Raw genomic sequence first — 13,449 nt, 5'->3', positions numbered from 1 at the left:
TCTGGCGCCGTGTGCGGGAAGTGACGGGAGTGAAGAGAAGGGGTGGCGGGATGAGCGCGCGGGCCGTGCTCAGGCCACGGTGACGGTCACGGCGTGGTCGGCCCAGCTGGTGTTGTTGTAGCCACTCTGGTTTTCACCGCGCGTCTCGGGCTGGGCCCGGCCGCGCGCGTCGGTGGCGCGGCTGGCCAGCACATGCGTGCCCTTGGGCAGGCGCGCCTGCAGCACGAACTGGCGCCAGGCGTACTTGCCCAGGTCGGGGCCGATCAGGCGCGCGGCCTGCCAGCTCTTGCCGCCGTCCGTGGACACCTCCACGCCCTTGACGGCGTCCATGCCGCCAAAGGCCACGCCGTGGATCTGCACCAGGCCGGCGGCCTGCCCGCCGTCCTCGGGCAGGGGCGAGTTGATCCAGGACTTGACGCTCATCTCCTGCACCGAGGGCTGGCTCGGGTCGCCCTTGCTGCCGGGTGGCGAGATGCGGTAGCCGTGGGACATGATGTGGGCCTCGCTCTCGCGCGGCGTGAAGGCCAGCTGCTTGATGTACTTGATGTTGTTCACGCCCGTGTAGCCGGGCACGATCAGGCGCAGCGGCCCGCCGTGGGCCAGCGGGATGGGCTCGCCGTTCATCTCCCAGGCCAGCAGGGCGTCTTCCATGGCCGAAAGCGGCACCGAGCGCTCGACGATGACGCTCTTGAGGTCCAGCCCCGCAGGCAGCACCTCGCCGCCCGTGCCGGTCATGTAGAGACCGCCGTCTGACACACCGCCCAGGGCCTTGACCACCTCGCGCACGGGCACGCCGCTCCAGACCACGCAGCCGGCCGCACCCACGGTCCAGGCCGTGCCGCTGGGCTTGCTGGGAAAGAAGGCCCGGCCATTGCCCGAGCACTGCAGCACCATGGCCACGGTCTCCAGTCCCAGGGACTTGAGCTCGCGCACGCTGAGGCTGCGGGGCTGGCGTACGCCCTCCACCTGCAGCTGCCAGGCATCGCGGTCGGCCACGATGGATTCGGGCGGCGTGGGCAGGTTGTTGCGCACATAGAGCTGGTCGCTGGGCGTGATCACGCTGGTGCCGAAGGCGCCGCGCCGCGTCTCTATGGTGGTGGAGCTGTGGACGATGAGGGCATCGGCCTTCTTCCAGCCCGCGTAGCCGGGCAGGGGCTTGGCCGCCGGTGCTGCCGCAGCTGCGGGTGCCTGGGCTTGGGCTTGGGCTTGGGCCAGTGCGCCCTGGTGCAGGCCGGCCAGGCCTGCGGCGGCCAGTGCGCTGGCGCTGCCGGCCAGCAGGCTGCGGCGCGCGGGGGAGGTGGGGGATGTCGGCAAGTGGTTCATGGGTGTCTCCTCGTGGTGGTTGTCATGGGGCATCTCATGGGGCAGGGGTGCCCAGGGCCTTGCTGGCCACGGCCAGGGCCTGTTTCTTCTGGGCCACCAGCACCAGCGGCCGGCCTTCGCGCGAGCGAACGACCTGCCAGTGCATGTTGGCCCACCAGCCCTGGCCATCGGCCAGGCGCTGGGGCTGGTCGAAGGCCAGCACGGTGACGATGCCGCCCTTCTCGAAGAAGGTGGTCAGGTGGTAGGCGCGCGTGCCGTCGATGTCGCAGGGCCGCATCAGCTGGGTGTAGCCGGGCAGCTTCTCGCCGGCCGGCAGGTCCATGCGGCGCGCGACCTCGGCTTCGGGCATGAAGCTGCCGCGCAGCGTGCGCTCGTAGTACTCGTGCTCGATGGCGGCGCGCACCAGCTCGGGCGGGCGCATGGCGAACACGGCGGTGGCGGCCGAGCTGCCCACCAGCAGCGCGGCGATCAGCCGGCGCACGCCGCTGCGCGCATGCCAGGGCGTGTGGCGCAGCAGATGGGCGGGCGGCTCGCCGTGCGGTCCGGGGTCGAAGGCCAGGGCCAGTTCGGCGCGTGCGCGCAGGTCGAAGGCCGATTCGTCGGTCGTGTCCGGGGCAGTCATTTCAAGCCTTGGTATCGGGTGGGGCGCAGCGGGGTGGGGCGCAGCGGAATCACGCTGGCAGTCTCTGGCGCAGGCGCCGGGGCCGCCTGCTCCAGCGCCGCCTTCAGCGCATCGCGGGCGCGTGACAGGCGCGACAGCACCGTGCCCGGCGCAATGTCCAGGGCCTCGGCCATCTGGGCCGTGGGCATGTCGTCGAAGTAATAGAGCACCAGCACTTCGCGGTGGATGGGCGCGATGCGCGCCAGCGCCTTGACCACGTCGAGCCGGTCGTCCAGCGCCGAAGGCGAGGGGGAGGGGGCGGGATGCTGGTCCAGCGCCTCGTCATCGCTGACCAGATGGGCCGATGGCGCAAGGTGCCGGAAGGCATGGCGGCGCATGATCTGGAACAGCCAGGCCCGTGCCATTGCGGCCTCGCGCAGCTGGTGGCGAAAGCGCCAGGCGCTGGTGAAGCAGTCCTGCACCACATCCTCGGCCAGCGCGCGCGAGCCGGTCAGCGCCCAGGCGCTGCGCAGCAGGAATCGGTAGTGCTCGCGCACCCACTGGTTGTAGCGCGACTCGGCGGTGGAGATCATGCGGCATAAGAGCACGCAGGGCGCCGCCGCATTCCATGGCCGGCCCATCGGCAAACCCTATATCGGATCAGCTATCGCGAAGAGGCGATGGCTCCCTGTCATTCCCTGGTCGGCCGCGATACAGCGCCTGTTCCGACCCTGTGGGCAGCGGAACCGGCCTGCTGCCCGAAGAACCGTGCCGGAGGCATGCCCACCGTGCGGTGCACCATGGCGCTGAAGGCGCTGGGGCTGTAGCCCAGCTCGGCGGCGATCTGCTGTATGGGCAGGCCGCGCGCGGCCAGGCTCAGGCCATGGGCCAGCACCACTTGCTGGCGCCAGGTGGTGAAGCTGCAGCCCAGCTGCTGCTGGAACAGCCGGGCCACGGTGCGCGGGCTGGCGCCGGTGTCTGCCGCCCAGTCGGCCAGGCTCTCGTGCTGGGTGGGGTCGGCCACCACGGCCTCGCAGAGCATGCGCAGCCGCTTGTCCTGGGGCATGTTCACGCCAAGGTGGACTTCGCTGGCGCGGCGCAGTTCTTCCAGCAGCAGGGCGCTCAGATGGTGCTCGCGCTGCAGGGTGGCGGCGTCCGGGGCGGGCTGGTCATCGCTTTGCTTGGGCAGGGCCGTGATCAGCTCGCGCATCAGCGGCGAAACCTCCAGCACGCGGCAGCGTGCCCAGTCCTGCGGGTTGCAGGCCACGCCGCAGGACGGGAGGTCCGGCAGTACGGGGCCCTGGGCCGGATCGTCCTGCAGCACGTAGATGGAGACGAGATCGGCTTCCTCGACCATGGCCACGGCGTGGACCAGGCCGGGCGGAATCCACACGGCCTTGGAGGGTGGGGCGATCAGCGTGCCCTGGGGCGCCGACAGGTGCAGCACGCCGTCCAGCGAGATGGCGATCTGTGCCCAGCTGTGGCTGTGCGGTATGACGCGCGTGCGTGCCGACAGGCGATGCTGCTTGGCGCGCACGGGGCGCTGGGGCGTGGGCACGAACAGGTGCGGATGCAGGGCCTCGACCGGCTCCATCGGCCGGGCCCTGCGCACCGACCGCAGTGCGGCTGCGGGGCAGGCGCTGGGCAGGGTGTCGGCAGAAGGGTCGGCAAGGGTGTGGGCAGGGGTGCCGGGCGTGGAGACAGGCTTTGGCATGTTTGCGACAGAAGTTGGCAGACTATCGCATACAAGACGAAACGCTGCTGCCTAAGATGCGGCCCATGACCGCCTCTTCTTCTTCCATGCCGGACGCCGTGGCTCCGGACCCGCTGCGCAGCGATGTGCGCACCATCGGCCTGATCGGCCTGGCGCATGGTTCCTCGCATTTCTTCCACCTGCTGCTGCCGCCGCTGTTCCCGTGGCTGATCGCCGAGTTCGGCTACAGCTATGCCGAACTCAGCGTGATGGTGTCGCTGTTCTTCGTGGTCTCCGGTGTGGGACAGGCCATGGCCGGCTTTGCCGTGGACCGCTTTGGTGCGCGCCCCATTCTGTTTGCGGCGCTGGGCAGCTTCACCGTGGCGGGCGTGGTCGCCAGCCTGGCACAGGGCTATGGAATGCTGCTGCTGGCAGCCTTCTTCGCGGGCCTGGGCAATGCGCCCTTCCACCCGGTGGACTTCACCATCCTCAACAAGCGCGTGTCGGCCAAGCGCATCGGCCATGCGTTCTCGGTGCACGGCCTGTCGGGCAATATCGGCTGGGCGCTGGCGCCGCTGTTCATGGCGGGCATCACCACGGCCACGGGCTCGTGGCGCCTGGCCTGCCTGTGCGGCGCGGCCCTGGCCGCCGTCATCCTCACCATCATGGTGCTCAACCGCGAGGCGCTGGACGACCGTGCGGCCGATGCCCAGGCCCCCGCAGCGCGCGCCGCTGCGGCCGCCGTGCCGCAGGAGCATCCCATGGCCTTCCTGAAGCTGCCCTCGGTCTGGCTGTGCTTCTCGTTCTTCTTCTGGAGCACCTGCGCGCTCAGCGCCATCCAGAGCTTTGCCAGCCCCGCCATGCAGTCCATGTACGGACTGCCGCTGAGCGTGACGGCGCTGATCGTCACGGGCTACATGCTCTGCGGCGCGGCAGGCATGCTGGCCGGCGGCTTCCTCGTGGGCCGTGTGCAGCGGCTGGAGAAGGTGATTTCCATCTGCATGCTGGGCTCGGGCGTTGCGCTGTTTCTGGTCGGCACGGGCTGGCTGCCGGCCATGGCGGCCGTGGCCGTGGCCTCCATCGCGGGCCTGGGCACGGGCCTGGCCGGCCCCTCGCGCGACATGCTGATCAAGCGCGCCGCGCCCCCCGGCGCCACCGGCCGCGTCTACGGCACGGTGTATTCGGGCCTGGACCTGGGCTTTTGCCTGGCAGCCCCTGTGTTCGGCTACATGCTGGACCACGGCATGAGCCACGGCGTGTTCTACGGATCGGCCATTGCCCTGGTGCTGAGCGTGGTGTCGGCCGTGGTCGTGGGCGATGGCGTGAGCAAGAAGGGCGGCATGGCGCTGAGCGCGGGCTGATCCCGGGTCTCGCTCCCCACAAGGCCCCGCAAGCCAAGGCTTGCGGGGCCTTTGCTTTGGGCAGTGAGATGGACAAAACAGGCACGGCAATTGCGTGCGCCCTGCGCGGCGCCTGCTATCGTGCAGGCACAACTTTTTCAACACAGGAGACCTGTCCATGCGTTCCGCCTTCGCACCGCTTTCCCTCATGTTCCGCAGCGCCCCGCTGGCGCTGGCCCTTGCCATGGCCGGCCTGTCCGGCAGTGCCCTGGCTGCGCCCAAGGCTGATATCCAGGCGCTGGCGCAAAAGCACCAGCAGCCCTTGCTGGACACGCTGCGCGACCTGGTGCACATCGAGTCAGGCAGCAAGGACATGGAGGGCGTGGAGCAGATCGCCAACTACGTGGCCGGCAAGCTGCGCGAGCAGGGCGGCAAGGTCGAGATCCTGCAGCCCACCGACGTCTACCGGCTGGGTGACACGCCCGAGAAGATCGGTCCCATGGTGCATGCCGAGTTCAAGGGCAAGGGCAGCAGCCGCATCATGCTGATCGCCCACATGGACACGGTCTACCTGCGCGGCATGCTCAAGGACCAGCCGTTTCGCATCGACGGCGAGCGCGCCTACGGCCTGGGCATTGCCGACGACAAGCAGGGCGTGGCCCTGATCCTGCACACCGTGGCCATGCTGCGCCAGCTGGGCTTCGACAACTACGGCACGCTGACCGTGCTGATGAACAGCGACGAGGAAATCAGCTCGCCCGGCGCGCGCAGCACCATCACGCGCATGGGCGCCGAGCAGGATGCGGTCTTCTCGTTCGAAGGCGGCGGCACCGACGGCGGCGTGCGCCTGGCCACCAGCGGCATCGGCGCGGCCTACCTCAAGGTCGAGGGCAAGGCCTCGCACGCGGGCGCCAAGCCCGAGGACGGCGTGAACGCGCTGTACGAGCTGTCGCACCAGCTGCTGCAGATGAAGGACCTGTCCAAGCCCGAGACCGGCCTCAAGCTCAACTGGACCGTGGCCAAGGCCGGCACCAACCGCAACGTCATTCCCGCCGAGGCCACGGCCCAGGCCGACGCCCGCGCGCTGCGCGTGGCCGACTTCACGGCGCTGGAGCAGGCCATGCAGGCCAAGGTGGGCCACAAGCTGCTGGACGCCAGCAAGGTGCAGCTCAAGTTCGAAGTGCGCCGCCCGCCGCTGGAGGCAAACGAGGCCTCGCGCAGCCTGGCCAAACAGGCGCAGACCATCTACAGCGATGAGCTGGGCCTGAAGATGAGCGTGATGGAAAAGGCCACGGGCGGCGGCACCGACGCGGCGTTTGCGGCGCTCAAGGCCAAGGGTGCCGTCATCGAGGGCTTTGGCCTGAGCGGCTACGGCGCGCACTCCAATGATGCGGAGTATGTGCAGCTGAACACCATCGTGCCGCGCCTGTACCTGGCCACGCGCATGATCATGGATCTTTCCAAGTAAGGGTCGGCTATCAGGCTGCACTCCTGCGTTAAGCCAAAGCCAGACGGTGGCTTGAGTCGCTTTTTCTGACCCTGCCGGGTGGTTGTTTTTCGAGGCCGGGTTTCGGCCCGGCAGCCGACTGCCCTTTCTTGTTTCGCCAAGAAAGGTCAGGTCAAAGAAGGCGACCCGGTACGACTCACACTCATAGGTGACACATCAGTACAAGGACATGGGTAACAGATCCAAGCTTGGCAGCTGGAGCCAACAGCAGCCAAGGAGCGATCACCATGCCCTGGAAGGAGTGCGCACCCATGGACGAGAAACTGCTCTTCATAGCCGACCACCTGCGCGGTGGTGTGCCGCTGAGCGAGCTGTGCAGGCGCTACGGCATCAGCCGCAAGACGGCCTACAAGTGGGTTGAGCGTTACCGCCAACTGGGCATGGATGGATTGCAAGAACGCAGTCGCAGGCCCCACGGGAACAATCAGGCGATCAGCTATGCACAGCGCCGGGCCATCATTGAGCTGCGCACGCAGCAAAGGTCACAGATGGGGCCCAAGAAGCTGCACGCCTTGCTCCTGCAGCGTTGGGGCCCACAGGAGACACCCAGCAAAACCACCATCTACAACGTGCTGAAGGCTGAGGGGCTTGTTTGCAGCAGGCGTGTACGCAGACGCTCGGTGCCTACGGCCCAGCCCTTGCGAACGAGCAAGCAGCCCAATGGGGTGTGGAGTGCAGACTACAAAGGCCAGTTCAAGACAGCCGATGGTCACTGGTGCTATCCATTGACCATCATGGACCACGCCAGCCGCTATTTGCTGGCCGTGCATGTCTACGACAGCCCCAACTACGAGGATGCCAAACGCAGCTTTGAACAAGTGTTTCGGCAATACGGACTGCCCGAGCGCATACGCAGTGACAACGGTCCGCCGTTCGCGACTACTGGCGTGGCGGGCCTGTCACGCCTGGCGATATGGTGGATAAGGCTGGGCATCAGGCCGGAGCGCATCGAGAGGGGCAAGCCACAGCAAAACGGTCGCCACGAGCGGATGCACCGCACGCTCAAGCATGCCCTAGGCAAAGAGCCTGCGGCGGACAAAGCGGCATTGCAGATGCAGCTCGATGCCTTTGTGGAGCACTACAACCAGCAGCGCCCGCATGAGGCCTTGCAGCAAAGCATGCCGGCCCAGCATTACAGCGACTCGACCAGGCCATACCCCTCAAAGCTACCCGAGCTGCAGTACCCGAAGCATTGGGAACGAGTTCGAGTCAGCCACAACGGCCTGATCTACTGGCGAGCGCTGCGGGTCTACATAGGCTACCTGCTGGCGGGGCAGTGGATCGGGATGCAGGAGGTGGCCGCTGGCCAGTGGGATGTGTATCTGGGGCCGGTGCGACTGGGCTGCTTCAACGAAGAGGATGTGCGAGGACCCCAGAAGGACTATGTGAGCTTGAAGTGTTACCCATGTCTGTGAGCTGAGTTGTTACCCATGTCCTTGACACGTACAGACCCGAATGTCCGCGACCCCTTCGCTTCGCTGCGGGGCAACCTGCGTCGTGGCGGTTGCGGGGTTCGCTGCGGAACTCGCTGCGTTCACTGCGTGAACTCCGCTCAGACAACCGCAGCGAGTCAGTTGACGAAGCAGTCCTGTCCTTCGGCAGGACTGCAACCCCGCAACCACCACGCCGCAGGCGCGGCCATACGGGAGTGAACAGCAGGCGCCGAGCATTTGCGGCCGTAAAAAAGGGCATGCCTTGCGGCATGCCCTGAAGGCTCATCGTGGGGCGCTCTGTGTTCTTTACTGCGAAGAGATGTTCTTGTCTTTCGCGATCTTGCTCCAGCGCGTGAAGTCGGCATTCAGGCGTGCCTTCATGGCTGCGCCGTCCTGGTAGGTGGCGATGGCGCCTGCGGCCAGCATCTTCTTTTGCAGCTCGGGCTCGGCCAGGATGAGCTTGAGCTCCTGGTTCAGGCGCTGGACCACGGCGGGAGGCGTGTTCAGCGGGGCGATCAGGCCGCCCCAGGTGTCGGCGTCGAAGCCGGGGAAGCCCTGCTCGGCCACCGACTTCACATTGGGCAGCAGCTGCTTGGCCTTTTGCGAGCTGACGGCAATGGCGCGCAGCTTGCCTGCCTGGATGTGCGGCAGGGCGGCGACCACGTCGGCGAACATCACGGCGATCTGGCCGCCGATCAGGTCGGTCACGGCCGGCGCGCTGCCGCGGTACGGCACGTGCTGCATGTCGAAGCCGCCCAGGTCCTTGAGCTGCTCCATGGACAGATGGCCGAAGCTGCCCGTGCCCGAGCTGGTGTAGTTCAGCGCCGGCTTGGCCTTCTTGGCATGCTCGATCAGTTGCTGCAGGTTGGTCACGTCCGGCAGCTCGCGCGGGTTGATGACGATGGCCATGGGCAGGTCATAGACCGTGGCCACGGGCAGGAAGTCCTTGCGCACGTCGTACAGGTTGTTGTTGAACAGCATGGGCGCCAGCAGCGCGGGCATGCCGAACATGGACAGCGAGTAGCCGTCGGGCTGCGACTTGATGAAGGCCGCCGTGCCCACCGAGCCCGAGGCGCCGGGGCGGTTGTCGATGACGATGGTCTGGCCCAGGCGCTCGGTCAGGCGCTGCGCGACGATGCGCGCGGCCGTGTCGGTGGGGCCGCCGGGCGGGAAGGCCACGGTCAGCTTGATCAGCTTGTCGGGCCACTGGCTCTGGGCCCGGGCGGTGGGAGCCAGCGTGGCGATGGCGGTGGCGCAGGCGGCGGAAAGGATCTGGCGGCGCGAGGCCTGGAAGGGGGTGGAAGTCATATGTCTCCTCAAGCGGGAAGGGGTGGAAATGAGAGCCGTGGAGCGGTCTGGGTGGGAACGTCTGCGCGCTCTCAGATGATGTTTTTGGCGCGCAGTGCGGCGCGGGCCTGTTCGTCCAGGCCCAGGCGCTGCTGCAGCACCTCGTCGGTGTGTTCGCCCTGGTGCGGCGGCGGGCGGCGCACGGGCAGGCGCTGGCCGTCCAGCGCATAGGGCGGGGCCAGCACGGACTGGCTGCCGGCCTCGCTGTCCTCGAAGCGGTGCAGCAGGCCGGCGTCGGCCGTGCGCTGCGAGTTCAGGGCCTCGAACAGGCCCAGCACCTCGCCGCAGGGAATCTGCGCGGCCGTCAGGCATTCGAGCAGTTGGGCGCGCGTGAAGCGCAGCAGCTCGGCCTGCACCAGCGGCATCAGCAGATCGCGGTTTGCCGAGCGTGCGGTATTGGTGGCAAAGCGTTCGTCGGCGGCCCACTCGGGCTTGGCGATGACGTCGGTGCAAAAGCGCTGGAACTGGCCGTTGTTGCCCACGGTGATGACCAGCGGGCCGTCTGCCGCCTCGAACACGCCGTAGGGCACGATGGACGGATGGGCGTTGCCGAACTTGGGCGGGTCGCCGGCCTTGAGCAAGGCCTCCATGCCGTAGTAGCTGGTGATCATCAGGCCGCAGTCGTACAGGGCCATCTGCACATGGCGGCCGCGCCCGCTGCGCTCGCGCTCGTAGAGCGCGGCCAGGATGGCCTGGGCCGAGTACATGCCCGTGAACATGTCCACGGCGGCCACGCCGAACTTCAGCGGGCCCTGGCCCTGCTCGCCGTTCATGGCCATGATGCCGGACTCGCCCTGCACCACCAGGTCGTAGCCGGGCCGCGTGGCCTCGGGGCCGCTGCGCGAGTAGCCCGAGATGGAGCAGTACACCAGGCGCGGGTTCAGCTGCGACAGCTGCTCGTAGCCCAGGCCCAGCTTCTCGGCGCCGCCGACCTTGAAGTTCTGGATGACCACATCGCTGTCGGCCGCCAGCTCGCGTGCGATGCGCAGGCCCTCTTCGGCCTGCAGGTCCAGCGTGACCGAGCGCTTGTTGCGGTTGGCGCTGTTGAAGTAGGAGGTGTTGCGCTGGCCCACGCGCACGCCCCAGTCGCGCGTGTCGTCGCCGCGGCCCGGGTGCTCGACCTTGACGACATCGGCGCCCAGGTCGGCCAGCGCCATGGCGCACATGGGGCCGGCCAGCACGCGCGAAAGATCCAGGACGCGCACGCCGTCCAGCGGCAGGGAAGAGGGGAGAGCACTCATGCGAAACCTTGTCGAACCACGAAAACCGCCACGGGCCAGAGCCCGGGCAGGCCCGCATTCTTCATTCGTTTATGGACTTTGACAATCGTGCTAAAAAATGGACATTGTGTGTACTGAGGTTTGACAATGGATCTGGGCGGACTGTCCCTGCTGGTGGACATCATCGAAGCCGGCAACCTGAGCCGCGCCGCCGTGCGCCTGGGCATGAGCCGCGCCAATGTCAGCCACCGGCTCAACCAGTTCGAGCGCCAGATCGGCCAGCAGCTGCTGCGCCGCACCACGCGCCAGGTCGAGCCCACCGAGCTGGGCCTGCGCCTGTATGCCCATGGCCGCGCGATACGCCAGGAAGCCATGGCGGCGGACGAGTCGGTGGACAGCCTGGGCCAGAGCCTGCAGGGCACCGTGCGGCTGAGCGTGCCCAGCGGCTACGGCCAGCTGCAGATGTCGGGCTGGCTGACGGAGTTCATGCGCATGCACCCGGGCATCACGCTGGAGGTGATCTTTGACAACGACATCGAGGACCTGATGCAGGGCGCCGTGGATTTCGCCGTGCGCGTGATGACCGAGCCGCCTGAAAGCCTGGTGGCCTGCAAGCTCGGCGATGTGCTCTACGAGGCCTGCGCCACGCCGCAGTTCCTGGCGCAGCATGGCCATCCCGACTCGCTGCTGGCGCTCAAGCGCGTGCCGCTGATCACCTCGGCGCTCACGGGCCAGAAGCTGCGCACGGCGGGCATGAACGGCGCCCGACCCACCGAGCTGCGCATACGCCCGCGCCTGATGTCGCCCAACTTCCACTTCCTGCGCGATGCCGTGCTGCAGGGCCTGGGCGTGGCCGTGGTGCCGCGCTACATGGTGGCGGCCGAACTGGCCAGCGGCGCGCTTGAGCGCCTGCCGCTGCCGCCCGGCAGCCTGGACTTTCTGGCCACGCGCCAGTACCTGCTGTACATGCCGTCCCACTACCAGACGCGGGCCATCACCACGCTGATCGACTTCCTGCGCGAGAAGGCCGCGGCGGAGGGACTCAGAGGCTGAAGATTTTCCCGGGGTTCAGGATGTTCTTCGGGTCCAGCGCCTGCTTGATGGAGCGCATCATCTGCACCGCGCCGTCGCCGGCTTCCTCGCGCAGGAAATCCATCTTGTGGATGCCCACGCCGTGCTCGCCCGTGCAGGTGCCGCCCAGCGCAATGGAGCGCGACACCAGCTGGTGGTTGAGCTGCTCGGCGCGCGAGCGCTCGTCCTCGTTGTCCGGGTCGATCAGGTAGCCGAAGTGGAAGTTGCCGTCGCCCACGTGGCCGACGAGGAAGTAGGGAATGCCGCTGTCATCGGCCTCGCGCACCGAGTCCAGCAGCGCATCGGCCAGGCGGCTGATGGGCACGCAGGCATCGGTGGTGATGCAGCGGCAGCCGGGGCGGCTGGAGACAGCCGCGAAATAGGCGTTGTGGCGGGCTGTGAACAATCGCGTGCGGTCCTCGGGACGCTCGGCCCATTCGAAGGCGTTGCCGCCGAACTCGCCCGCAATGTCCTGCACCATCTCGGCCTGCTCCTTCACGCCCGTGGGCGAGCCGTGGAACTCCATCAGCAGCATGGGTTCCTCGCGCAGCGTGAGCTTGCTGTAGGCGTTGACCATGCGCACCGAGTTCACGTCCACCAGCTCCACGCGCGCGATCGGCACGCCCATCTGGATGGTCTGGATCACCGTGCGCACGGCGGCCTCGATGCTGGGGAAGGAGCAGATGGCCGCGCTCACGGCCTCGGGCAGCGGGTACAGGCGCACCGTGATCTCGGTGACCACGCCCAGCGTGCCTTCGCTGCCCACGATCAGGCGCGTGAGGTCGTAGCCCGCGCTGCTTTTCTTGGCGCGCGTGCCGGTGCGCATCAGTTCGCCGCTGGCCGTGACCAGTTCCAACGCCAGCACGTTCTCGCGCATGGTGCCGTAGCGCACGGCATTGGTGCCGCTGGCGCGCGTGGCGGTCATGCCGCCGATGGAGGCATCTGCGCCGGGATCGATGGGGAAGAAGAAGCCCGTGTCCTTGATGGCATCGTTGAGCTGCTTGCGCGTGATGCCGGGCTGCACGGTGACCGTCAGGTCCTCGGTGTTGACCGAGAGAATGCGGTTCATGCGGCTCAGGTCCAGGCTGATGCCGCCTTCGACGGCCAGCAGATGGCCTTCGAGCGAGGAGCCTGCGCCGTAGGGGATGACCGGCACGGCATGCTGGTCGGCCAGCTTCAGCGCGTCCTGCACGTCCTGCGTGCTTTCGGCAAAGACCACGGCCGCAGGCGGGGGCGCCTGGATGGCGCCCTCGTCGCGGCCGTGCTGTTCGCGCACCACCAAAGCCGTGGAGCACTGGGCGCCGAAACGCTGGGCCAGGGCTTGGAGGAAGGCTTCAGGGATGGGGCGCTGAGCGAAGTCAGGCTGCAGGCGGACGGGGGCGACAGGGGCGTTCATCGGTGTTCTCCAGGGGGAACTGGAAAGAATACCACCGGCCCTGTCGCCCAACCGTGTAGGTCAGCCGCCAGGCATCCGGGTGTCAGCGCGGCTGGACAGCCTTGCTGAATTCATCGCGCGACAGCGATCCGTTCTTGTCGGCATCGATCTGGGCGAAATTGCTGCTCACGGCGGGCAGGGCCTCGGCCTCCTTCTTGCTCAGCTTGCCGTCCCTGTTGGTGTCGGCGCGGTCGAATGCGGCTTGGACATCGTTGGTGCCAGCGGGGGTGGGGGCACTTTGCACACCAGCGGCAGGTCCCATCTGGGCGGCGGGAGGCGGGGGCGCGGCAGGTGCCTGTGTCTGCGCCATGGCAGCAACGCTGCCCAGCGAAATGGCCGCGAACAACATCACGCTGCGGATTTCAAAACCAGAGACTTTGCGCAGTTGAGAGGTCATGTGTCGAACTCCTTGTCGAACGTGGAACATGACTGCATTCCACCTGTTGCAGCGCAGCAGGGCCAGCACTTTTGCCGGCTGT

12 protein-coding genes are annotated in these 13,449 nt (G+C 67.6%); 4 read left to right on the top strand and 8 right to left on the bottom strand.

Annotated elements, in window-relative coordinates:
- Window positions 1–69 precede the first annotated feature (69 nt).
- From sorT to BO996_RS02745, 4 genes are all read right to left on the bottom strand, one after another.
- On the bottom strand, window positions 70–1,323 hold the full coding sequence (gene sorT, locus BO996_RS02760) for a SorT family sulfite dehydrogenase catalytic subunit (protein WP_071957012.1): 1,254 nt from the start codon (window positions 1,321–1,323) through the stop codon (window positions 70–72).
- 34 nt (window positions 1,324–1,357) lie between these two features.
- Window positions 1,358–1,945 (bottom strand): hypothetical protein, encoded by a 588-nt coding sequence (locus BO996_RS02755; protein ID WP_012201996.1) that lies wholly within the window; start codon window positions 1,943–1,945, stop codon window positions 1,358–1,360.
- Window positions 1,942–2,517, bottom strand: a complete 576-nt coding sequence (locus tag BO996_RS02750; RefSeq protein WP_071953950.1) for an RNA polymerase sigma factor — start codon at window positions 2,515–2,517, stop codon at window positions 1,942–1,944. The genes BO996_RS02755 and BO996_RS02750 overlap by 4 nt, the downstream gene beginning before the upstream one ends.
- A gap of 98 nt (window positions 2,518–2,615) precedes the next feature.
- Window positions 2,616–3,638, bottom strand: coding sequence for an AraC family transcriptional regulator (locus BO996_RS02745; RefSeq protein ID WP_071953949.1), 1,023 nt, complete (start codon window positions 3,636–3,638; stop codon window positions 2,616–2,618).
- A 65-nt stretch (window positions 3,639–3,703) separates the two neighbouring features.
- Here BO996_RS02745 and BO996_RS02740 point away from each other — a divergent pair, with 65 nt between their 5' ends.
- From BO996_RS02740 to BO996_RS02730, 3 genes are all read left to right on the top strand, one after another.
- On the top strand, window positions 3,704–4,978 hold the full coding sequence (locus BO996_RS02740) for an MFS transporter (RefSeq protein ID WP_043795639.1): 1,275 nt from the start codon (window positions 3,704–3,706) through the stop codon (window positions 4,976–4,978).
- Window positions 4,979–5,135: 157 nt separating this feature from the next.
- A complete protein-coding gene (locus BO996_RS02735; protein ID WP_071953948.1) occupies window positions 5,136–6,425 on the top strand; it encodes a M20/M25/M40 family metallo-hydrolase in 1,290 nt (429 codons plus the stop codon).
- 266 nt (window positions 6,426–6,691) lie between these two features.
- Window positions 6,692–7,879 (top strand): IS481 family transposase, encoded by a 1,188-nt coding sequence (locus tag BO996_RS02730; protein ID WP_071953947.1) that lies wholly within the window; start codon window positions 6,692–6,694, stop codon window positions 7,877–7,879.
- 324 nt (window positions 7,880–8,203) lie between these two features.
- Here the strand turns inward: BO996_RS02730 and BO996_RS02725 are convergent, their stop codons facing one another.
- Window positions 8,204–9,205 (bottom strand): Bug family tripartite tricarboxylate transporter substrate binding protein, encoded by a 1,002-nt coding sequence (locus tag BO996_RS02725; RefSeq protein WP_071953946.1) that lies wholly within the window; start codon window positions 9,203–9,205, stop codon window positions 8,204–8,206.
- Window positions 9,206–9,276: 71 nt separating this feature from the next.
- Window positions 9,277–10,485 carry a CaiB/BaiF CoA transferase family protein gene (locus BO996_RS02720; protein WP_013799976.1) on the bottom strand — a complete coding sequence of 403 codons (1,209 nt, stop codon included), beginning with the start codon at window positions 10,483–10,485 and terminating at the stop codon, window positions 9,277–9,279.
- Window positions 10,486–10,611: 126 nt separating this feature from the next.
- Between BO996_RS02720 and BO996_RS02715 the strand changes: the two genes are divergently transcribed.
- Complete coding sequence (locus tag BO996_RS02715) at window positions 10,612–11,517, top strand: LysR family transcriptional regulator (protein WP_071953945.1); 906 nt, start codon at window positions 10,612–10,614, stop codon at window positions 11,515–11,517.
- Here BO996_RS02715 and BO996_RS02710 read toward each other — a convergent pair.
- The gene (locus BO996_RS02710) at window positions 11,507–12,931 is read right to left on the bottom strand and encodes an FAD-binding oxidoreductase (RefSeq protein ID WP_071953944.1); all 1,425 of its coding nucleotides are present in this window, start codon (window positions 12,929–12,931) and stop codon (window positions 11,507–11,509) included. The genes BO996_RS02715 and BO996_RS02710 overlap by 11 nt on opposite strands.
- 82 nt (window positions 12,932–13,013) lie before the next feature.
- On the bottom strand, window positions 13,014–13,367 hold the full coding sequence (locus tag BO996_RS02705; protein WP_071953943.1) for an EF-hand domain-containing protein: 354 nt from the start codon (window positions 13,365–13,367) through the stop codon (window positions 13,014–13,016).
- Window positions 13,368–13,449 lie beyond the last annotated feature (82 nt).

Source organism: Delftia sp. HK171 (genome assembly GCF_001886655.1).
GTDB classification, from domain to species: Bacteria; Pseudomonadota; Gammaproteobacteria; order Burkholderiales; family Burkholderiaceae_C; genus Comamonas; species Comamonas acidovorans.
This window is presented reverse-complemented; position numbering and strand designations above follow the sequence as displayed.